The sequence below is a fragment of the Pimelobacter simplex genome, from assembly GCF_024662235.1.
Classification (GTDB): Bacteria; Actinomycetota; Actinomycetes; order Propionibacteriales; family Nocardioidaceae; genus Nocardioides.
On record NZ_CP096276.1, the window covers coordinates 3,396,190 to 3,416,642 of the forward strand.

The window sequence follows — 20,453 nt, forward strand, 5'->3', positions numbered from 1 at the left end:
CCCGCACCCCGAGGGGTGCGGGGCTCCGCGGCGCCGGAGACGCGCTCGCGCCGACCAGCTCAGTAGCGGTAGTGCTCGGGCTTGTACGGACCGGCGACGTCGACGCCGATGTACTCCGCCTGGGCCTTGGTCAGCTCGGTCAGCTCGACACCGATGGCGTCGAGGTGGAGCCGGGCGACCTCCTCGTCGAGGTGCTTGGGCAGCACGTAGACGCCGATCGGGTACTCGTCGGTCTTGGTGAAGACCTCGATCTGGGCGAGCACCTGGTTGGTGAAGGAGTTCGACATGACGAACGACGGGTGGCCGGTCGCGTTGCCGAGGTTGAGCAGGCGACCCTCGGACAGCACGATGATCTTCTTACCGTCGGGGAAGATCCACTGGTGGACCTGGGGCTTGATCTCGTCCTTGACGATGCCCGGGATCTTGGCCAGGCCGGCCATGTCGATCTCGTTGTCGAAGTGGCCGATGTTGCCCACGATGGCCTGGTTCTTCATCTTCTCGAAGTGCTCGACCCGGATGATGTCGTAGTTGCCGGTCGTGGTGACGAAGATGTCGGCGTACTCGACGACGGACTCGAGGCGCTTGACCTCGTAGCCGTCCATCGCGGCCTGCAGCGCGCAGATCGGGTCGATCTCGGTGACGATGACGCGCGCGCCCTGGCCGCGCAGGGACTCCGCGGAGCCCTTGCCCACGTCGCCGTACCCGCAGACGACGGCGATCTTGCCGCCGATCATGACGTCGGTGGCGCGGTTGATGCCGTCGACGAGCGAGTGGCGGCAGCCGTACTTGTTGTCGAACTTCGACTTGGTGACCGAGTCGTTGACGTTGATCGCCGGGAAGAGCAGCGAGCCCTCCTTGAAGCGCTCGTACAGGCGGTGCACGCCCGTCGTGGTCTCCTCGGTGACGCCCTTGATGCCCGCGGCGATGTTCGTCCAGCGGGTGGGGTCGTTGGCGACGGAGCGCGCGAGGACCCGGAGGACCTCCTTGAACTCCTCGTTGTCGGTGGAGTCCTGGCCCGGGACGACGCCGGCCTTCTCGTACTCGAGGCCCAGGTGGACGAGCATGGTGATGTCGCCACCGTCGTCGAGGAGCACGTTCGGGCCGACCTTGTTGCCGTCGGCGTCGGTGAAGTCGAAGACCTTCTCGGCCTCGTCCCAGTACTCCGCGAGGCTCTCGCCCTTCCAGGCGAAGACCGGCGTACCGGCGGGCGCCTCGACGGTGCCCTCCTTGCCGACGACGACGGCCGCGGCGGCGTGGTCCTGGGTCGAGAAGATGTTGCAGGTCGCCCAGCGGACGTCGGCGCCGAGGGCGGTCAGCGTCTCGATCAGGACGGCGGTCTGGATGGTCATGTGCAGCGAACCGGCGATCCGGGCGCCCTTGAGGGGCTGGTCCGCGCCGTACCGGGCGCGCATCGCCATGAGGCCGGGCATCTCGTGCTCGGCGAGCTCGATCTCCTTGCGGCCGAACTCGGCCAGGCTCAGGTCGGCAACCTTGTAGTCCATGAAAGTGATCCTCGAGTTCGAGTGTCGTAAGACAACTGGGTCCTGCGGCGCATCTGCGCATCGTCGGGATCTCCCGCGCATGACGGAGTCCACCCTACAAGCGCCGTCCGAGGCCCGCTGAATCTCCGGAAACGTCCCCTTTCCCTCCCCACCCACCCCTCCCCACCCCCTCTCTCCACAGCCCGCCCCACCTCCCACCCCCTCCCTCGCCCCCTCCCCCTCAACTGGTCCCCATGACCACCTCAGCCACCCTCACCGCCCTCTTCCCCGAGCACACCCCCGCCGACCTCCTCCACACCATCCGCAGCGGCGTCCGCAGCCGCGAGACGCTCGTCGTCGCCGAGTGGGACGCGATCGTCGCCTGGGCCGAGCGCCACGTCCTCGCCTCCCCCGAGGGCGCCGCCACCCTCACCGACGGCGTCATCGACACCGGCGTCCCCATCGCCGGCGACGGCGCCCCGCTGGTCAGCGACTACCACCTGATGGAGCTGGTCTCCGCGCTCGGCCGCTCCGCCCACGGCGGCCGCGCCTTCGTCGGGCGCGTCATCGAGTGCGCCTGGCGACTCCCCCAGGTCTACGCCGCGGTCGCCGCCGGACGGCTGGCGCCCTGGCGCGCCGAGCGGATCGCCGACCTCACCCGCCCCCTCTGCGCCGACGCCGCGGCCTACATCGACCGCCAGCTCTACGACGTCACCGCGGTCGGCTGGGCCCAGCTCGGCCGGCTCGTCGACGAGGCCGTGCGCCGCTTCGACCCAGCCGCGGCCGAGGCCCGCCGGATCGCCGCCGCCTCCCGCCGACGTCTCGACGTCGAGGAGGCCGACGCCGACGGCCTGGTCCAGGTCAACGGCACCCTCGACGCCGCCGACGGCCACGACCTCGACCAGGCCGTACGCCGCCGCGCCGTCCTCATCGGCCGCCTCGGCAACGACCAGCCGCTCGAGGTCCGCCGCTCCATCGCCATCGGCGAGCTCGCCCGCCAGGACCTCACCCTCGACCTCGACGGCGCCCCCGGCCGCAAGGTCGTGCTCAACCTCCACCTGACCGACGACGCCGCCAACCCGGTGGCCCGCTGGGACGACGGCGCCTGCCCGGTCAGCCCGGCCCAGGTCCGCGAGTGGCTCCAGGTCCCGGGGACCTCGGTCGTGGTGCGGCCCGTCATCGACCTGGCCGACCACGTCCCGGTCACCTCCTACGAGGTGCCCGACCGGCTCCGCACCCGGGTCGCCCTGCGCGACCCGACCTGCCGCTTCCCGCACTGCACCACCCCGGCGGGCCGCTGCGACCTCGACCACGCGCTCGCCCACGCCGACGGCGGCCCCACCTGTCCCTGCAACCTCGTACCGCTGTGCCGCCGGCACCACCGCGCCAAGACCTTCAGCTCCTGGCGCTACCTCGCGCTCGCGCCCGGCAGCTACCTCTGGCAGTCGCCGCGGCAGCTGCTCTTCCTGGTGGACCACCGCGGTACCCACGCGCTGGACCTCGATCAGTCCGCACCGCGTGCCCTGGCGCTGGCGTCGTGCCCAGGGCCGGGGCCGGGCGCGGAGCCCGGCTCCGGGGTGCCCGCGGCATGACGCGACCGGCCCGCCACCACGGCGACCACGACGACGAGCCCCAGGCCGGCGCTGGTCCACAGCGGTACGAGCGCCGCCGTGGTCGCGTCCCCGCCGACCGCGCTCAGCGCCCCGGACGCCGCGAGCGGCCCGACGACCGCCCCGACGTTGAGCGCGGCCGTGGCGTAGGACCCGCCCATCGTCGGAGCCGGACGCGGCCCCGCGGCCGCCGCCCCCAGCACTCCCGCCACCAAGGAGGTCCCGACCCCGAACGACAGCGCCCCCAGCACCACCACGAGCACCAGCAGGAGTACCCGCCACGCACCTGTCGTCGCCTGCTCCGCCACCACCGCCAGCGCGGCCCACCCGATCGGGACGGCGAGGGCGACCCAGGCGGCGACCGAGACGCGCACCGTTAGCGGCCCGACGGCGGCGCGGTCGACCACCCGACCCGCGATCGTGACGCCGGCGAAGGCGCCGACCCCGAACAGCGCCAGCGCGACCGGTACCCACAGCTCGCCCAGCCCCGCCGGCCCCACCACCACGGGCGCCAAGAACGTGAACCCCGCGAACGTCGCCGCATTGGCCAGCGCCGCCAGCACCAGCGTCCGGACCAGCACCGGGCTCCGGAGCGCCGCCAGCTCCGCCCGCAGCGGCACCGCCTGGCCGGACCCCGCCGCACTCGCACCCGCGTCCGCGGCGGCACCCGGCGTTCCGGCCGGGTGCGGCGGTGCGGCCGGGCGCGGCAGCCCCCACGCGACGCCCAGCGCCGCCGGCAGGCAGAGCAGCGCGATCGCCCAGAAGGTCGCGCGCCAGCCGAGCAGCGTGCCCACCAGAGCGCCGGCGGGGACACCGATCACCGTGGCGAGCGTCGTACCGGAGAGAAGGACGGCCAGCGCCCGCCCCCGTCGTTCCGGCGGTACGAGCGTGGTCGCCGTGGTCAGGGCGACCGCGAGGAAGCCGGCGTTCGCCAGCGCCGCCACCACCCGGGTGGCCAGCAGGAGACGCAGGTCGGCGACGAGCGCGCCCGCCACGTGCGCGGCGGCGAACACCAGCACGAACCCGAGCAGGCTGCGCCGTGGCGGCCAGCGCCGGGCCAGCGCGGCGGTCAGCGGCGCGCCGACGACCATGCCGATCGCGAAGGCCGGCGTCGCCAGGCCGACCGCGGCCAGCGGCTGGTCGAGGTCGGCGGCGAGGTCCGGCAGCAGACCGGCGAGGACGAACTCGGACGTACCCATGGCGAACACCGCCAAGGCAAGGAGGTACAGCGGAAGAGGCATCGAGACTCCAGGTGGGTATCCACATGCGCGTGCACGTGTGCATGCGGATGCGAGGACGGAACGAGGGACGAGACAGGTCTCGCTCACCGCCGCGCGCCCACCACCGAGCGTGCCGATGCCTACCCGCGTCGGCGTCCGCGTCGGCTGCGGCCGACGTCAGGGCGCGGGTAGATCAGGTCAGGTACTCAGTCGTTCAGGGACGTACGCCGGCGAGCGCACGCCCCGTCTCTGGATGCCTCGGGACTCGACATGGCCCCCACCCTAGAGACGCGACCGCGCTCGGCCCACCGGTTTTCCACGCGCCACGACGAGCACCGGTGACCGATCATGGACGCATGCCCCTGCCCCCGGACCGGGACCGGGAGCCGGACCCGCTCCGGCCCCAGCGCGACGCCGTCACCCGCCACTACGACGCCCGCGCCACCACGTACGACGACGGGCCGCTCCACCGCGCCCTGGCCGACACCATCGCGGGCCTGGTCACCGAGATCCTCGCCGCCGCCGTGGGTCCTCCGACGCGACCCCGGGTCTTGCTCGACGTCGGTACCGGCACCGGGCTGGTCCTCCGCGCCCTCACCGTCGCCTCCGCTCCACCCCAGCACGCACCCTCGCGCCCTCGCATCGTCGGCATCGGCGTCGACCTGTCCCCGGCCATGCTCCGCATCGCCGCCGCGGAGTCCACCGGCGCCGCCGCCTACCTCCGCGCCGACGCCACCGCGCTGCCCCTGGCGGACTCCTCGGTCGACGTCATCACCTGCGTCACGGCCCTGCACCTGCTGCCGTCCGCGGCGGCCGCCGACACCGCCATCGCAGAATGGCAGCGGGTGCTCCGGTCCGACGGGCACGTCCTCACCGCGACGTTCGCCCCAGCCCCGGCCCCGCCCACGACCCCGCCGCCGGCAGCCGCCCCCGCTGCAACCGCCCCGGCCGCAGCCGCCACCAGCATGCGCCGCCGCCACGACGCCTACGCCACCCCGGCCCAACTCGCCGCGGCCCTCGCCCCGCACGGCCTCCATCTCGACGACCACCGCACCCGTACCTGGACCGACGGCGAGCACCACCTCCTCCTCTGCCAGGCAACGCCGAGCCCCCGCCAGGGTCCGCGCACCGGCCCCGTCCCCGCACCACCCCCGCCCAACCAGTAACGTCGTCCCGCACCAACCGAGCCACACCCGAGCCACACCGCCACCAGCCCGAGAGCGAGCCCCGCATGTCTGCCCCAGCCACCGGTCCCCGCGTCGCGATCGTGGCGGCTCGCTGGCACGCCGACATCGTCGACGTCGCCGTCACCACGTTCACCGCCGAGCTCGAGCAGCGCGGCTACCAGGTCGACGTCGTGCAGGTGCCGGGGGCGTTCGAGATCCCCCTCCAGGTACGACGCCGCGCCCTCTCGGGTGACTACGCCGCCGTCGCGGCGGCGGCGCTGGTGGTCGACGGCGGGATCTACCGCCACGACTTCGTCGCGTCCTCGGTGGTCGACGCGCTGATGCGGGTGCAGCTCGAGACCGATGTGCCGGTGTTCTCGGCGGTGCTGACGCCGCACCACTTCCACGAGCACGACGAGCACACGGGCTACTTCCGCCGGCACTTCGAGACGAAGGGCCGCGAGCTCGCGACCGCGGTCGACGCGATCGTCCAGCTGCCTGCCTGAGCCCGCGCGCTCAGGCGCCGGGGTCCTGGAGCGGCGAGGCTGCTGGGGTGCCCCGGCGTCCCGTACCCCCGACTCTGTCCGCGCTCGAGCTGCTGGCGTCCCTCGCCGCGGTGATCGTGGTGGTGCTGATGCCGCTGCAGTTCATCGGCGCGCACCTGTGCGCGTGGGGTGAGTGCTCGGTGCCGGACTCCGACGCGATCCGCACCTACCGGCTGATGGTGCTCGTGCTGGTGGTCGCCGTGACGACCACCCTCACCCTCTCCGTACGACGCCGCGCCCACGTCGCCGTCGCCGGGCACGCCGTCGTCGGGCTGGTGGGGCTGGCGGTGGCGCTGGTGTTCGCGATGCCGACGATCGACTGGGCGGACCTGCGGCGCGAGGAGCCGTCGGCGCCGAACCCGGACTACGTCCCGTGCTACTCCGGCTCGGGCGACTGCGTCGGCGGCTGAGCCGGGGCCTCGGCGGCCGCGGCGGACTCGTCCGCGTCGTAGCGCTCGATCGGGTCCTTGTCGCCCGAGAAGGGCAGCACGCGCACGATCATGACGACCACGCTGCCGACGACGAGCCCGATGACGGCCGAGATGCCGGTGTTGGCGAGCCAGGCGAGGGTCGCGCCGGCGAAGCCGTGCACGGCGTGCTTGATGTCGTGCTCGATGTCGTGGACCCACTCGTAGGGGGCGTTCCACCAGCCGACCTCGTGGATGTTGACCAGGAGGATGTGGCCGCCGACCCAGAGCATGGCGACGGTGCCGATGATGGAGAGCGCGGAGAGCACGCGCGGCATGGCGGCGACCAGGCCGCGGCCGACCCGCTGGGCGAGGGCGGAGGGGCGCTGGGCGAGGAGGAGCCCGGTGTCGTCCATCTTCACGATGAGCGCGACCACGCCGTAGACGGCGACGGTGATGACGATCGCGACGACGACGAGGATGGCGAGACGGGCCCAGAAGCTCTCGTCCTTGACCGTGTCGAGGGCGATCACCATGATCTCGGCGGACAGGATGAGGTCGGTGCGGACGGCACCGGCGATCATCTTCTTCTCCGCCTCGGGGCTGACCTCGGTGACCGGCGTCGCGTGGTCGTCGTGCTTCGAGAACAGGTGCCAGACCTTGTGCGCGCCCTCGTAGGCGAGGAAGGTTCCGCCGGCCATGAGGATGATCGGCAGCAGGCCCGGCAGGAACTCGCTGAGCAGCAGCGCCACCGGCAGGATGATCAGCAGCTTGTTGCGGATCGAGCCGACCGCGATCTGCTTGACGATCGGGAGCTCGCGCTCCGCGGCGAGGCCGTGGACGTACTGCGGGGTGACGGCGGTGTCGTCGATCACCACGCCGGCGGCCTTGGTCGTGGCCCGGCCGGCGGCCGCTCCGACGTCGTCGATCGAGGCGGCGGCGAGCTTGGCGATGGCCGCGACGTCGTCGAGCAGGCCGAAGAGTCCGGCGCTCACGACGGACCGTGGGTGCTGAGGCGCATGCCGGAAGGCTACCGGCCGGCGTGCACCACCTCGTCCGCCTGCTCGGGCGTGGGCGCTCCCCCGTGCTCCTGGTCGTGGACGACCGCGGTCAGCACGACCGCCTCGCGGACCCTGCGCTGCGCGGTGCCGAAGGGGTCCGCGACGTGGGTGAGCACGCGTCGTACCGGGGGCGAGGCGAGGCCGAGGGCGATCCCCAGGCCGAGCGCGGTGCCGACGACCAGGCTGAGGGCGGGGTGGGTGTCGGCCCAGTCGCTGAAGCCGGCGTAGTCCAGGCCCTTCACGGCGAAGCCGTGGACGAGGTAGACGATCATCGTCGCGGCACCCATCCGAGTGAACCAGCCGCTGACCCGCGGGACGACGGCCAGCCACGCGAACGTCCCCGCCAGTCCGACGCCCACGACCATGAGCCGGGTGAGCAGCGCGGTCGGCGTCGGGTCGTCCATGAGGGTGAACGGGCGGTAGTAGAGGTACCCGGTCGAGGCCCAGTGCTCCAGGTTGACCGCGAGCACCCCGATGAGCGCGAAGGCGGCGACACCGAGGATCGCGGGGGTCCGGCCGCGGAGCCACTCCATCCGCTCCGGCGTCATCATCGCCCCGAGCACGAAGAACGGCAGGAAGCCGAGGATCCGGGGCAGGTCCATCCAGCGGGTCCACTCGCCGTCGAGGAAGCCGCTGCCCAGGCAGATCCCCAGCGCCAGGACGACGGCCGCGCCGGGTCCGAGCGGGCGCAGCATCGGGAGGACGAGGCGCCACCCGACGAGCGCCAGGAGGTACCACATCGGGAAGTGCGGATCGGTCCACAGGTACTCCAGGCGCTCCCCGCCGACGTGCAGCCGGAACCAGGCCAGCGCGCCCTCGAACAGGACGTACGGCACGAGCAGCGTGGTGACCAGGCCCCAGAGCCGGTCGGGCCGGTAGGAGAACCCGCGCGAGAGGTAGCCGGAGAGGAACACGAACGCCGGCATGTGCCACAGGTAGACGAAGTCGTACAGGTGTCCTGCCAGCGCGTCCGAGGGCAGCAGCGCCCACGTGTGCCCGAGCACGACGAGCACGATGAGGCCCATCTTGGCGTTGTCCCACCAGGGATCCCGAGGAGTCGGCATCACTCCTTGGTACCCGCCGCTCCTGAGGAAAGTCCAAGTGTCCGACAACCTGACACCCGGCTCAGGTCGCTCAGGCGGCGCGGCAGCTCAGTCGGCGACGAGCCCCAGGCGCAGGTACTCCGCGGCGTAGGTGCCGCTGAGCAGCAGCGAGGCGTACCGGCCGACCTCGGCGGCCGCCTCGGACGCCACGTGCTCGATCCGGACGTCGTGGGCCCGGGCGGCGTCCTCGAGGCGCAGCCGCTGGTCGCGCACGACCGGGTCGTCGATGCCGTCGTCGAGCAGCACGAGGACCGGCCGGCGCTCGCCGGTGTCGTCGGCGAACGGGTCGGCGAAGACGTTGCGCGGGCGGGCCGCCTCGATCACGGGCAGGAGGTGCTCGGCGTCGCCGGCGAGCGCCGCCCGTCCGGACGTACGCCGGATCGACTCCGCGACCCGGCGTGCGGCGCGGGCCGCGAGCACCGATCCGCCCCACAGCAGGGGGTTGGCGTCGGCGAGCGAGATGGCGAGCATCTTGGCCGGGTTGATGGAGATGTCGCGGTGCGGCGAGCAGCCGATGGCGACGGCGTCGAGTGCCTCGGCGACGGCCTCGGGGTCGGCGGTGGGGCCGAGCTCGACCTGGTCGAGGAAGGAGAGCATGGCGACCGCGGTGGCGAGCTGGTCGCTGGTGCTGGTCGGGAGGACGGTCGCCCAGCGGCCGGTGGCGTGCTCGGCGACGACCGAGTCCGGGGGCGCGGCGACGACGAGCTGGCAGCCGCGGCGGGCGGCCTCGGCGACCGCGAGCGCGGTCCCGGCGTCCCCACCCTCGGGGGCCAGGACGACGACCAGGTCGAGGCTGCCGGCCCAGCCGGGCAGCGCCGGGGAGGGCCAGGCCACGAACGGCACCGGGCAGAAGGGCTCCAGCACCGCGCGGAGCAGGCGGGAGTCGGGGCCCGCCGCGATGACCGCGCGGGGCCGGGTGTCACTGGCACGGGCGACCGCCTCGGCGATCGCGTCGGTGGCGGCGTCGACCTCACGGCGTACCCGGGCGCCGGACTCGGCCAGCGTCCGCAGCCGCAGGTCCGCTCCGGCCAGGGCCGATGCGTCGTCCAGCCGCGACTCGTCGAACCAGACCATCGCAGGCTGCCTCAGGCCGGCTTGCGGGCTTCGTCGACCAGCAGGACCGGGATCCCGTCGCGCACCGGGTAGACCAGTCCGCAGCCCGAGCAGGCGAGCTCGGGGACCTCGGTGAGCGTCAGCTCGCCCTTGCAGGACGGGCAGACGATGATCGCGAGGAGCTCCGGGGAGACCTCCGGGGCGCTCACTTGCCGCTCCGGATGATCGCGAGGGCCTCGTCACGGACTCGGGCCATGGTGGGCTCGTCCTTTCCTTCGGCGTTCAGCCGCAGCAGCGGCTCGGTGTTGGAGGCGCGCACGTTGAACGCCCAGTCGGCGTGGCCGATGCTCAGCCCGTCGAGCTTGTCGATGGTGACGCCGTCCTGCGCGCCGTACGCCTCCTCGAGGGCGGCGAGCACGGCGTCCTGGTCGGCGACGGTGCTGTTGATCTCGCCGCTGAGCGGGTAGCGCTCGTAGGCCCGGAGCAGGTCGGAGAGCGGACGGTCGGACTCGGCGAGCGCGGCCAGCGCGTGGAGCGCGGCGAGCATGCCGGAGTCGGCGCGCCAGAAGTCGCGGAAGTAGAAGTGACCGCTGTGCTCGCCGCCGAAGACGGCGTCGGTCTCGGCCATCGTCGCCTTGATGTAGGAGTGGCCGACCCGCGTGCGCACCGGCGTACCGCCGAGCTCGGTGACGATCTCGGGCACCGCGCGCGAGGTGATCAGGTTGTGGATCACCGTGGCGCCGGGCTCCTTGGCGAGCTCGCGCGCGGCGATCAGCGCCGTCAGCGTGGACGGCGAGACCAGCTCACCGCGCTCGTCGACCAGGAAGCATCGGTCGGCGTCGCCGTCGAAGGCGAGCCCGATGTCGGCGCGCTCGGCGATCACGCGCTTCTGGAGGTCGACCAGGTTGGCGGGCTCGATCGGGTTCGCCTCGTGGTTGGGGAAGGTGCCGTCGAGCTCGAAGTACATCGGGATCATCTCGACCTGGCCGGCCAGCCGCTCGAAGACGGCCGGCGCGGTGTGCCCGGCCATGCCGTTGCCGGCGTCGACCACGACCTTGAGCCGGCGCCCGGCGACGGGAGCGAGCGAGAGCAGGTGCGCGGCGTAGGCCTGGAGCACGTCGTGCTCCCCGATCGACCCCGAGCGTCCGCTCGCGGCGACCGGCGATCCGGCCGCGACCCGGTCCCGGATCTCGGCCAGGCCGCTCTCGGCACCCACCGGCTGCGCGAGGGCCCGGCACATCTTGATGCCGTTGTACTGCGCGGGGTTGTGGCTCGCGGTGAACATCGCGCCCGGCAGGTTGAGGTGCCCGGAGGCGAAGTAGAGCTGGTCGGTCGAGGCCAGGCCGATCATCGTCACGTCGGCGCCGGCCGTGGTCGCCCCGTCGGCGAAGGCACCCGCCAGCGCGGGCGAGCTGGGCCGCATGTCGTAGCCGATGACGAGCGCGTCGATGCCGAGCACCGCGACGTAGGCCGCACCGGCGGCGCGGGCGAGCTCCTCGTCGAGCTGTTCACCGACGATGCCACGGACGTCGTAGGCCTTGAAGACCTTGCTCAGGTTGTCCGGGGACGTGGTGGCACTGGCCATGCGGCGACCTTAGTGCACGGCGGTGGGGCGCAGTTACTCCGACCGGCAGCACGGCGAGAGGCGCCGCCCGGCAGCTTGCTGCCCCAACCTGCGCCGGAGACGGGCTCGGTCTCAATCAGAGGTCAGCATGCGCAGGTGGCCCTTGCGAGCCACCTCACGTCCGGGCTCACGCGGCGCCTCGACGGGCTCGCGGCGGACCGGACGCGCGGCCTCGCGGACCGCGTCGGCGAGCGCCAGCAGGTCGTCGTTGCTGGGCCCCTGCTGCTGGTTGCCGAGCGAGAGCCGGACGACCTCCCAGCCGCGCGGCGCGGAGAGCCGCTCGCTGTGGACGTCGCACAGGTCGTAGGCGTGCGGCTCGGCGAAGGTCGCCAGCGGGCCGAGCACGGCGGTCGAGTCGGCGTACACGTAGGTCAGGGTGGCGACGGCGCGACGGGCACAGGCCGTACGCGAACACGTACGCAGGCTCTGGGGTGCCGGACTCGCGCTCACGCGGCAGACGCTACCGCCCCGAGCCTCGTGGAGTGGATAGGCTCGCTGACGTGGAGCAGCTCGTCCCCCGCCGCCGGCGCGACCGACGTGGGCGCGGCATGCGCGGACCCGCCGTGCTCCCGCTCGAGACCGGGCACCAGCCGCCGGTCCCCCGCAGCTCGCGCGAGACCTTCGACCGGATCATGCTCGATGTCGTCTCCGCCATCGACGAGCGCTGGTCGGACCACCTCGGCCTGGTCGAGTACGCCGTCGAGGACACCCCCGACCTGCCCGACGACTGGGACTCCGGCCGGGTGCCCCTCTCCTCGCTGGTCCGCGGCTCCGGCAGCCGGCCGACCCGGCTCGTCGTGTTCCGGCGGCCCCTGGAGCACCGGGCGGCCGACCGTGCCGACCTGGAGGCGATCGTGCTGACCGTGGTGGTCGAGCAGGTCGCCGAGCTGCTCGGGATCGAGCCGAGCGACGTCGACCCGCGGTACCCGTCGGACGACGACTGAGGCGCGGCCTGGCCGATGAGGCTGTGGATCGTGGGCTGTGCGCCCGGGGCGCGGGGCTGCCCCGTCGTACTGAAGGGCGAGCTCAACCAGCCGTGGTCGTGGGACGCCCACCGCCCCGGACCGCCGGGGGACGTGCCGTCCGGCTACGTCTACACCGCCCGGCACCGGTGCTCGACCTTGACTACTGGGACCTGAACTGGCTGGCCTCGGAGCGGTTCCTCGACGTCTGCCGGGCGTTCGGCCTGCGCGTCCACCCGGTCCGGTCGAGGTGCTGCAGTCGGGCGGGAAGCCGACCGGGCCTCGGTGATCGACCTCGAGGCCTCGGAGGCCGAGCTCGCAGGGCTGCGCGGTCTCGCGTTCTCCGACCTGACCACCCACACGCAGGCGGACTTCTGGGGCTGAGGCCCGCTACTGCGGCGCGACCACCGGGATCCGCGCGTGCGTCTCGGCCGGCCGCAGCCGCAGCGTCGCGAGCCCGCCCTGACGCCCGGCGACGGGCATCGAGAACACCCCGGCGACGCGGGTGTTGCGTGCCTCCACCGCGACCCGTACGGCGCCCGGCGGCAGCGCGAGCGACGCGGCCCGGTCGGGGGCGACCTCGACCTGGTCGTCGCGCAGCTGCGCCCCCGCCGCGTCGTACGACGTCACGTGGACGACGCCCGGGCGCTGGGCGCCGCCGAGCAGCAGCGTCTTGGCGCCCGCGGGGAGGACGGCGGCGGTGGGCTCGCGGACGTCGATCGCGGGGGCGAGCAGGACCAGGTCGGAGCTCTGGAGCAGGCGGACCGAGGTGGCGACGGGGTCCGGGGACTCGACGAGGACGCCGACGACGCCCTCGCCGCTCTTGCCGGCCAGCAGCTTGCTGAGGTCGGCCGTCGCCATGGCGCCGGGGGCGACCGAGATCGGTTCGGCGTCGGTGGGGGTGAAGGTGGCATCGGTGGTGACCAGGCGGACGGTGGCGCGCACCTCGTCCTGGCCCGGGTTGGCGATGAAGAGGGTCGCGCCGGTGGGCTTGGCGGGGAGGCCGAGGATGAGGTTGCTGGTGTCGGGCTCGGCCTGGGTGGGCTGGAACTCGGTGCTCACCCGGCCGCGGCCGAGGGGGTCGCGGGTGGTGCGCGCGGTGGTGGTGACCCGGCCGCGGATGACGGTGACATGAGCCGCCGTGAGCGTACGACGGGGCGCGGTCGCGCTGAGGTCGATCCGCTTCACCCCGTGCGCGGGGACCTGGATGCCGCGCAGGGCGGGCTCCTCGACGGGGCCGGAGGCGTCGGAGAGGGCGATGTCGACGACGGCCTCGCCGTCGTCGGGGTTCACCAGCTCGACGGTGGTGGCGTAGCGGGCGCTGGCGCCGAGGCCGACCAGCCACTCGTCGTACGAGGGGGCGCGGCACTCGGGGACGGCGAGGCCCTCGCCGCGGCCGGCGACGATGCCGGGTGCGGCCTCGCCCTTGCCGGTGAGGACGGTGGCGCCGGTGCTGCCGGGCACGGTGGCGGTCGCGTCGGCGGTGACGGTGACGGGCGCCGCCTCGGTGACGGTCGTCGCGGTGGGCGCGCCGGTCAGGACGTCGAGGTCGCCGCCAGGGACGCCGGGGCTGCGGCCGACCCGGACCGGGACCGGGCCGGGCTCGAGGCCGGCCGGGCACACGGTCGTGGCCGAGGTGAGCGCCGAGCTCGTGGGCGGGCGGACACCGCCGGGCTGCGGGGAGTCCTCGCCGCCGATGGCGCCGATGCCGAGGGCGACGACGGTGGGCAGGCCGATCGCGAGGGCGACGAGGATGTCGACCCGGCGGCGCCGGACCACCGAGGCGCGCCGGCCGGGACCGGAGGGCGCGGGAGCCGGAGTCGGGGTGGGGGTGGGGTCAGTCATCGCGGTTCCTTCGCAGCGGCGGCAGGGCCAGCACGACCAGGACGGGGATCGCGGCGCCCTGGAGGGCCAGCAGGATCCAGCGCAGCCAGGAGCCGTCGTCCGGGAGCGGGCCGGGCTCCGGGGTGACCTGCCAGGCGCGGGTGCCGCGCTCGGAGCTGGCCTGGACCAGGCCGGAGGTGGCGTCGAGGCTGGCGGCGACCGCGCCGTCGGCGGGGGCGGCCTGGACGATGTAGAGGATGCCGCGCTTCGACAGCTCGGCCACGGCGTCGGGATCGGGCGAGGTGACGAGCGAGCGGATGGTGGCGCTCACCGCGGGGTCCTCGGGGGTGAGCGCGGCGATCTCGTCCTCGCCGACGGTCGGTCCGTCGCCGCGGCGCACCTCGTAGCGCACGCCGTCGTCGATGCTGCCGCGCAGCACGAGGACGCCGTCCTGCTCGGCCTGCTCGGCGCGCTGGGCCATGTAGACGGGGACGTCGGACGGCGGCGGGTCCGTCAGGTCCTCGCTCCCCCAGCCGGCGAACCAGACGAGCCCGGCGAGCGGGGCGACGATCCCGGCGAGGGCGACCAGCGCGAGGCCGGCCTGGGCAGGCTTGGCCTGGTCGCCGAGGTGGTGCAGGGCCAGGCCGCCGAGCACGGCGGCGCTCACCCAGGCACCGGCCAGGAAGAGCAGCACCACGCCGAGGCCGGGCTGCTGCGAGGTGGTCCCGCTCAGGTCGACGCGGGTGACCGCGAGCGGGATCGCGACCACGGCGGTGATCGCGGCGACCAGCCAGCAGAAGATGACGGAGATCCGGGTCGCGCGCGGGATCAGCGCGAGGAGGGCCAGCACCGGCAGTGCGAACCCGATCCACGCGGGGGCACCCAGGCCGCCCAGGCGTCCGGCGAGCAGGTCCCAGCCGGAGGTGGCGGCGGTCGGCCAGCGGCCGATGTCGAGCAGGGTGCCGGCGGCGGCGCCCTCGAGCAGGGCCGGCAGCCACCACGGCAGGAGGACGACGAGCGGCACCAGCAGCGCGGCGACCGGCGGTCCCCACACGGTGCGGTCGCGCGCCTCGCCGGGCACCAGCCGGACCGCGCAGCCGAGCAGCACGGCAACCAGGACGGCGGTCACGAACCAGGCCGGCGGGGCGACGGCGGTCAGCACGGCGAGGAGCAGGCCGGTCCGCCAGCCCGCGCGGCGCCGGTGGGCGGCGTCGGGGTCGGCGAAGCCGAGGGCGCTGTGCGCCATCCAGGGCAGCACGGCCGCGGCGACGACGATCCCCCAGCGGCCCCCGCCCCAGGCGCCGGCGACGAGCGGGACGAGCGCCCAGGTGACCGCGCCCCACAGGAGCAGCCAGCGCGGCGCGCCGTACGGCGTGACCAGGCGCCCGACGACCCGCAGGAAGCGCCACGCGCCCCACAGCCCGAACGGCGCGGCCAGCGCCATGAGCAGCGACATCAGCAGGGAGGGGCCGAACGGGATGCCGAGCAGCGCCAGCAGCAGCACGTACGGCGGCGCGGGCACCGCCGAGCCGAAGCCGATCGGGTGGTTCGCCTCGACGTGGAGCGCCCACCAGGCGCCGATCCCGTCGGGCGTGGGCGAGAGCGCCCCGCCGCTGATCCCGCCGACCACGTCGCGCACGCCGACGAGCAGCGCGATGACGGTGATCGCGGTCGCCACGGCGACCGGGCTGGTGAAGAAGCGGACGACGATGCCGGTGTCGGCGAACTCGTCCTCCTCGTCGCGGTGCCGGGCCGCCGGCGGCGCCTTGGCCGCACCGCGCTCGGCGGCCGCGGCGAGGCGGCGGTCGGCGACGTCGGCGGCCTGATTGGTCGCCGCGGCGACGAGGTCGCCGACGAAGTCGAGGCCGTGCCGGTAGGGCAGCCACCAGGGCGCCAGCAGCCGGCGTACCCGGGCCCGGTCGCCGGTACCGGTGCGCGCGCGGCGCGCGGCCCGGATCCGGCCAGGGTGGCGCAGCACGGAGATGAGGGCGGCGAGCTCGTCGAGCGCCTCGCCGACCGCGCGGACGCAGAGCAGCCCCACCACGCGCAGCAGCGTGCCGAGCACGAGCCGGATCGTCTGGAAGGGCAGGGTCGCGCCGCGGGCGTTGGCCAGCAGCGTGAAGAGCGCGGCGCGGCGCTCCTGGAAATGGGTGTGCCGCCCGGTCAGCGGCGTGCGGCGGATGCCGCGGTGGGCCGCCTCGGCGTGGAAGACGACGGCCGAGGGCACGATGAGCGTGGTCCGCCCGGCCGCAGCGGCGCGCCAGCCGAGGTCGAGGTCGTTGCCGAAGATCGGCAGCTCCGGGGAGTAGCCGCCCAGCTCCTCGAGCGCGGTACGGCGGACCAGGACGCCGGCGGAGTTGACCGCGAGCACCTCGCGGACCTCGTCGTGCTGGCCCTGGTCGTACTCGCCGCGCTCCAGGCCCGTCTCGCGCCGGCCGGTGCCGCTGATGGTGACGCCGAGCTCGAGCAGCCGGCGCAGCGAGGGCCACTCGCGCAGCTTGGGGCCGAGGAAGTCGGCGTCCGGCCGGGCCGCGGCGGCGGCGAGGAGCTCGGCGAGCGCGTCGGGCGCGGGGTTCGCGTCGTCGTGGAGGATCCAGATCCACTCCGGCTCGTGGCCGGCCTCGGCGAGCGCGACCAGTCCGTCGGCGACCGCGTCCGGGAATCCGGTGTCACCGGGACGCGCGCGGACGGTGAGCGGGACCCGTCCCTCGAGCGCGGTGCGGACCAGGTCCGCACTGCCGTCCCGGCTGCCGGTGTCGACGGCCACCACTCGCGCCACGGGGGCGATCTGCGCGAGCAGGCCGTCGAGGACCGCCGGAAGCCAGGACGCTCCGTCGTGGCTCACGAGGAGACAGGCGACCTCTGGATGCTCCGACACGATGCCCGACCTTACGTCTGACGGCCCGAAGGGGGCGAACCGTCAGTCGTGGCCGACGACGTGCCGTCGGTCTCCTCCGCCGCGCTCAGACGGCGCGCTTCTTCAGCTTGCGACGCTCACGTTCCGACAGGCCACCCCAGATGCCGAAGCGCTCGTCGTTGCCCAGCGCGGCCTCGAGGCACTCGACGCGGACCTCACAGGTCTGGCAGACCTTCTTGGCCTCACGCGTCGATCCCCCCTTTTCAGGGAAGAACGCCTCGGGGTCGGTCTGCGCGCACAACGCACGCTCCTGCCACCCCAGCTCGTCGGAATCTGCTTCGACCAGGAACAGTTCCCTCACGATTTCGCCCCTTACGACTCGACCCGGTGTCCCGAACGACACCACTGGAATTACATACGTGTCATACCCAAACAGTCAAGGTCGAGTCTGCTATAGGCGCCCCCGTGCACGCTGCCCTTTTCGGGCACGGCACAGTTGACCCCCGTGGAATCGACTCCTGACGCGACAGCCGCTGGTCCCATCGGCGGACCTCTGCGGAAGCTGACCGTCCTCTCGGGCGGCATGGGCGGAGCCCGGTTCCTGCAGGGCCTGCTCCATGGCATCGCCGCTGGAACACTACCGGGTGTGGCCACGGACGCCCACGTCACGGTGGTCGCCAACAACGCCGACGACTGGTGGGTCCACGGCCTCAAGGTGTGCCCGGACCTCGACACGGTGATGTACACGCTGGGCGACGGCATCGACCTCGACCGCGGCTGGGGGCGCCGGGAGGAGACCTGGAGCGCCAAGGAGGAGCTCGCGGCGTACGGCGTGGAGCCCACCTGGTTCGGTCTCGGCGACCGCGACATCGCCACCCACCTGGTGCGCACCCAGATGCTGGAGGCCGGCTACCCGCTGTCCCAGGTGACCCAGGCGCTGTGCCGGCGCTGGCTCGAGCCGGCCTACGGCGACGCCCTCACGCTGCTGCCGATGACCGACGACCGGGTCGAGACCCACGTCGCCGTGAGCGACCCCGACTCCCCCAGCGGCAAGCGCGTCGTGCACTTCCAGGAGTACTGGGTCCGGCTGCGCGCCGCGGTGCCCGCCGAGCAGGTCGTCTTCGTCGGGATGGACCAGACCACTCCGGCTCCCGGCGTGGTCGAGGCGATCACCGGAGCCGACCTCGTCGTGCTCCCGCCGTCGAACCCGGTGGTCTCGGTGGGCACGATCCTGGCCGTGCCCGGCATCCGCGAGGCGGTCCGCGCCACCACCGCCCGGGTCGTCGGCCTGTCCCCCATCGTCGGCGACAGCCACGTGCGCGGCATGGCCGAGCAGATGCTGACCTCGATCGGCGTCGAGGTGAGCGCGGCCGGCGTCGGGCTCAACTACGGCGCCCGCAGCGCCGGCGGCGTCCTCGACGGCTGGCTGGTCGACGAGCGCGACGCCGCCCAGGTGGCCCGCCTGGAGGCCGCGGGGATCGCCGCGGCCGCCGTACCGCTGATGATGACCGACCACGACGCGACCGCCGCGATGGCCGCGGCGGCGATCGAGCTGGTCCGCTGATGCGGCTGCAGGTGGTGGCGCCCGACGGCGTCCCCGAGGTCCGCCCCGGCGACGACCTCGCCGCCGCGCTCCTGAGCGCCATCGAGGCGCTCGGCCCCGACGCGCTCGCCGACGGCGACGTCCTCGTGGTGACCAGCAAGGTCGTCAGCAAGGCCGAGGGCCGGATCGAGACCGGCGACCGCGACAACTGGGTCGACGCCGAGACCGAGCGCCTCGTCGCCCGCCGCGGCCCCACCCGGATCGTGCGCAACCGGCTCGGCCTGACCATGGCCGCGGCCGGTGTGGACGCCTCGAATGTCGACGCCGGGACCGTCGTCCTGTTGCCCCTCGACCCCGACGCCTCCGCCCGGCGGCTGCGCGCGGCCGTCGCCGAGCGCACCGGCCGCAACGTCGGCGTCGTCGTCACCGACACCGCCGGCCGGACCTGGCGCGAGGGCCAGACCGACATCGCCATCGGCGCCGCGGGCATCCAGGTCCTGGAGTCCTTCGCCGGCCGCGTGGACGCCCACGGCAACGAGCTCGCCGTCACCGCCCCCGCCGTCGCCGACGAGATCGCCTCCGCCGTCGAGCTCGCCCAGGGCAAGCTCGGCGCCCGCCCCTGCGCCGTCGTCCGCGGCCGCGCGGACCTGGTCCTGCCCCCCGGCGAGGACGGCCCCGGCGCCCGCGTCCTGATCCGCGCCGACGGCGCCGACCTCTTCGGGTACGGCGCCCGCGAGGCCGTGATCCAGGCCGTCGCCGGAAATCCGGACGCCCGTACGCCTTTCGGCCACCCGGTCTCCGCCCCCGACTTCGTCGACGCCCTCCAGCGCGCCGGGATCACCGCTCGCACGGCGGGCCCGGCCGACGTACAGGCTGATCCGGGGCGCCGTGCAGCCGCCGACATCGTCGCCTTCGCCCACGGCTGGACGGCCGTCGGCGACACCCCGACCAGCGCCGTCTCGGACACCGAACTGCGGTTTCGACCGCTGACTCCGTAGACTCACCGCGATTCCGCCGCTACCACCAAGACGAGGTACCCCGCACGTGGCCAAGTCCAGCAAGTCCGAGAAGTCGGACCGCCGCCAAGTCATCGACGAGATCCGGCGCAAGCAGAAGGGCGCCGACCGGCGTCAGGGCATGGCCATCGTCGGCGTGTGCATCCTGGTCGCGGTCCTGATCGTGGGCGCCGCGGCGTACCCGAAGGTGCGCGAGATCATCGACACCCAGAAGTGGAAGGGCAAGTCGGTCGGCGAGATCGGCGCGGCCGCCAGCGTCTGCGGTGACATCACCGAGAAGGACGCCAACGGCAGCGGCGAGCACGTCCCCACCGGCCAGCAGGTCGAGTACAAGGACGTCCCGCCCGCCTTCGGCCCCCACTGGAACGAGGCCGGCGTCGCCCCCGCCCCGATCACCGACCGGTTCTACACCTCCAGCTCGCGCCCCGAGCTCGAGTCGATCGTGCACAACCTGGAGCACGGCTACACCGTCCTCTGGTACGACACCTCGGTCGCCGACAACTCCGGCGAGATCGCCGCGATCCGCTCGATCGCCAAGATCATGGACGCCAACGACACCAACCAGCGCCTGAAGTTCAAGGCCGTCCCGTGGACCAAGAAGGACGGCGGCAGCTTCCCCAAGGGCCAGCACATCGCGCTGACCCACTGGCGGATCGACGCGACCACGCAGAAGCAGTACGGCGCGTGGCAGTACTGCTCCGAGGTCAGCGGCGCGGCGCTGAAGACCTTCATGGACAAGTACCCGTTCACGGACGCGCCGGAGCCGTACGCCTACTGAGGCGGCGCGGCGCCGACCGTCGTACGCGAGGGCCTGGGTCAACGGAGACGTTGACCCAGGCCCTCGTTGCGTCGGCGGGCGCGGCCGCCACCGCAACCCAGCTCACCAGCCACCCAGCAACCTCGCCCCAGGAAACCTGCAACCTCAGAGGGCTAACCCTGCTACTTCGCCCGCCGGAACGTGCCACTTCGCGGGGAGAACCC

The 20,453-nt window shown here is 73.7% G+C and carries 20 protein-coding genes; 9 read left to right on the plus strand and 11 right to left on the minus strand.

Annotated features, from left to right (window positions below):
• Positions 1-59 precede the first annotated feature (59 nt).
• On the minus strand, positions 60-1,502 hold the full coding sequence (gene ahcY, locus M0M48_RS16655; protein ID WP_257751989.1) for an adenosylhomocysteinase: 1,443 nt from the start codon (positions 1,500-1,502) through the stop codon (positions 60-62).
• 233 nt (positions 1,503-1,735) lie between these two features.
• On the opposite strand from ahcY, the gene M0M48_RS16660 reads away from it, so the two are divergent.
• Positions 1,736-3,073, plus strand: coding sequence for an HNH endonuclease signature motif containing protein (locus M0M48_RS16660; protein ID WP_257751990.1), 1,338 nt, complete (start codon positions 1,736-1,738; stop codon positions 3,071-3,073).
• On the opposite strand, the gene M0M48_RS16665 is transcribed toward M0M48_RS16660, so the two are convergent.
• A complete protein-coding gene (locus M0M48_RS16665) occupies positions 2,986-4,332 on the minus strand; it encodes an MFS transporter (protein ID WP_257751991.1) in 1,347 nt (448 codons plus the stop codon). The two genes, M0M48_RS16660 and M0M48_RS16665, sit on opposite strands and share 88 nt — an antisense overlap.
• Positions 4,333-4,667: 335 nt before the next feature.
• Between M0M48_RS16665 and M0M48_RS16670 the strand changes: the two genes are divergently transcribed.
• The 3 genes from M0M48_RS16670 to M0M48_RS16680 all read left to right on the plus strand — a co-directional run bounded on the left by M0M48_RS16670 (position 4,668) and on the right by M0M48_RS16680 (position 6,432).
• A complete protein-coding gene (locus M0M48_RS16670; RefSeq protein ID WP_257751992.1) occupies positions 4,668-5,477 on the plus strand; it encodes a class I SAM-dependent methyltransferase in 810 nt (269 codons plus the stop codon).
• A gap of 65 nt (positions 5,478-5,542) precedes the next feature.
• A complete protein-coding gene (locus M0M48_RS16675) occupies positions 5,543-5,983 on the plus strand; it encodes a 6,7-dimethyl-8-ribityllumazine synthase (protein WP_215814826.1) in 441 nt (146 codons plus the stop codon).
• A 47-nt stretch (positions 5,984-6,030) separates the two neighbouring features.
• Positions 6,031-6,432: a DUF6234 family protein gene (locus M0M48_RS16680; RefSeq protein ID WP_257751993.1), complete on the plus strand. Its 402-nt coding sequence runs from the start codon at positions 6,031-6,033 to the stop codon at positions 6,430-6,432.
• Here the strand turns inward: M0M48_RS16680 and M0M48_RS16685 are convergent.
• The 6 genes from M0M48_RS16685 to M0M48_RS16710 form a co-directional block, all read right to left on the minus strand.
• Complete coding sequence (locus M0M48_RS16685; protein ID WP_257751994.1) at positions 6,399-7,424, minus strand: DUF808 domain-containing protein; 1,026 nt, start codon at positions 7,422-7,424, stop codon at positions 6,399-6,401. The two genes, M0M48_RS16680 and M0M48_RS16685, sit on opposite strands and share 34 nt — an antisense overlap.
• A 35-nt stretch (positions 7,425-7,459) precedes the next feature.
• Entirely contained in the window at positions 7,460-8,554 is a 1,095-nt protein-coding gene (locus M0M48_RS16690) for an acyltransferase family protein (protein WP_257751995.1), read from the minus strand.
• 87 nt (positions 8,555-8,641) lie between these two features.
• Entirely contained in the window at positions 8,642-9,667 is a 1,026-nt protein-coding gene (locus tag M0M48_RS16695; protein WP_257751996.1) for an SIS domain-containing protein, read from the minus strand.
• An 11-nt stretch (positions 9,668-9,678) separates the two neighbouring features.
• Positions 9,679-9,855, minus strand: coding sequence for a Trm112 family protein (locus M0M48_RS16700; protein ID WP_215814821.1), 177 nt, complete (start codon positions 9,853-9,855; stop codon positions 9,679-9,681).
• A complete protein-coding gene (locus M0M48_RS16705; RefSeq protein ID WP_257751997.1) occupies positions 9,852-11,231 on the minus strand; it encodes a phosphomannomutase/phosphoglucomutase in 1,380 nt (459 codons plus the stop codon). Before M0M48_RS16705 ends, M0M48_RS16700 begins: the two co-directional genes overlap by 4 nt.
• 111 nt (positions 11,232-11,342) lie before the next feature.
• Positions 11,343-11,720, minus strand: coding sequence for a DUF3499 domain-containing protein (locus M0M48_RS16710; RefSeq protein ID WP_257751998.1), 378 nt, complete (start codon positions 11,718-11,720; stop codon positions 11,343-11,345).
• Positions 11,721-11,770: 50 nt separating this feature from the next.
• Here M0M48_RS16710 and M0M48_RS16715 point away from each other — a divergent pair, with 50 nt between their 5' ends.
• The gene (locus tag M0M48_RS16715) at positions 11,771-12,214 is read left to right on the plus strand and encodes a metallopeptidase family protein (RefSeq protein WP_257751999.1); all 444 of its coding nucleotides are present in this window, start codon (positions 11,771-11,773) and stop codon (positions 12,212-12,214) included.
• A 15-nt stretch (positions 12,215-12,229) separates the two neighbouring features.
• Positions 12,230-12,409 (plus strand): hypothetical protein, encoded by a 180-nt coding sequence (locus tag M0M48_RS16720; RefSeq protein WP_257752000.1) that lies wholly within the window; start codon positions 12,230-12,232, stop codon positions 12,407-12,409.
• A gap of 213 nt (positions 12,410-12,622) precedes the next feature.
• On the opposite strand, the gene M0M48_RS16725 is transcribed toward M0M48_RS16720, so the two are convergent.
• The 3 genes from M0M48_RS16725 to M0M48_RS16735 form a co-directional block, all read right to left on the minus strand.
• Positions 12,623-14,077, minus strand: coding sequence for a DUF5719 family protein (locus M0M48_RS16725; RefSeq protein WP_257752001.1), 1,455 nt, complete (start codon positions 14,075-14,077; stop codon positions 12,623-12,625).
• A complete protein-coding gene (locus M0M48_RS16730) occupies positions 14,070-16,901 on the minus strand; it encodes a glycosyltransferase family 2 protein (RefSeq protein ID WP_257759249.1) in 2,832 nt (943 codons plus the stop codon). Before M0M48_RS16730 ends, M0M48_RS16725 begins: the two co-directional genes overlap by 8 nt.
• A 118-nt stretch (positions 16,902-17,019) precedes the next feature.
• On the minus strand, positions 17,020-17,274 hold the full coding sequence (locus M0M48_RS16735) for a WhiB family transcriptional regulator (RefSeq protein WP_038680682.1): 255 nt from the start codon (positions 17,272-17,274) through the stop codon (positions 17,020-17,022).
• Between the two features lie 144 nt (positions 17,275-17,418).
• Here M0M48_RS16735 and cofD point away from each other — a divergent pair, with 144 nt between their 5' ends.
• The 3 genes from cofD to M0M48_RS16750 are packed head-to-tail and all read left to right on the plus strand — an operon-like array spanning position 17,419 to position 20,250.
• Positions 17,419-18,477 (plus strand): 2-phospho-L-lactate transferase, encoded by a 1,059-nt coding sequence (gene cofD, locus M0M48_RS16740; protein WP_257759250.1) that lies wholly within the window; start codon positions 17,419-17,421, stop codon positions 18,475-18,477.
• Positions 18,477-19,454 carry a coenzyme F420-0:L-glutamate ligase gene (gene cofE, locus M0M48_RS16745; RefSeq protein ID WP_257752003.1) on the plus strand — a complete coding sequence of 326 codons (978 nt, stop codon included), beginning with the start codon at positions 18,477-18,479 and terminating at the stop codon, positions 19,452-19,454. The genes cofD and cofE overlap by 1 nt, the downstream gene beginning before the upstream one ends.
• Positions 19,455-19,500: 46 nt before the next feature.
• Complete coding sequence (locus tag M0M48_RS16750) at positions 19,501-20,250, plus strand: DUF3105 domain-containing protein (RefSeq protein WP_257752004.1); 750 nt, start codon at positions 19,501-19,503, stop codon at positions 20,248-20,250.
• Positions 20,251-20,453 lie beyond the last annotated feature (203 nt).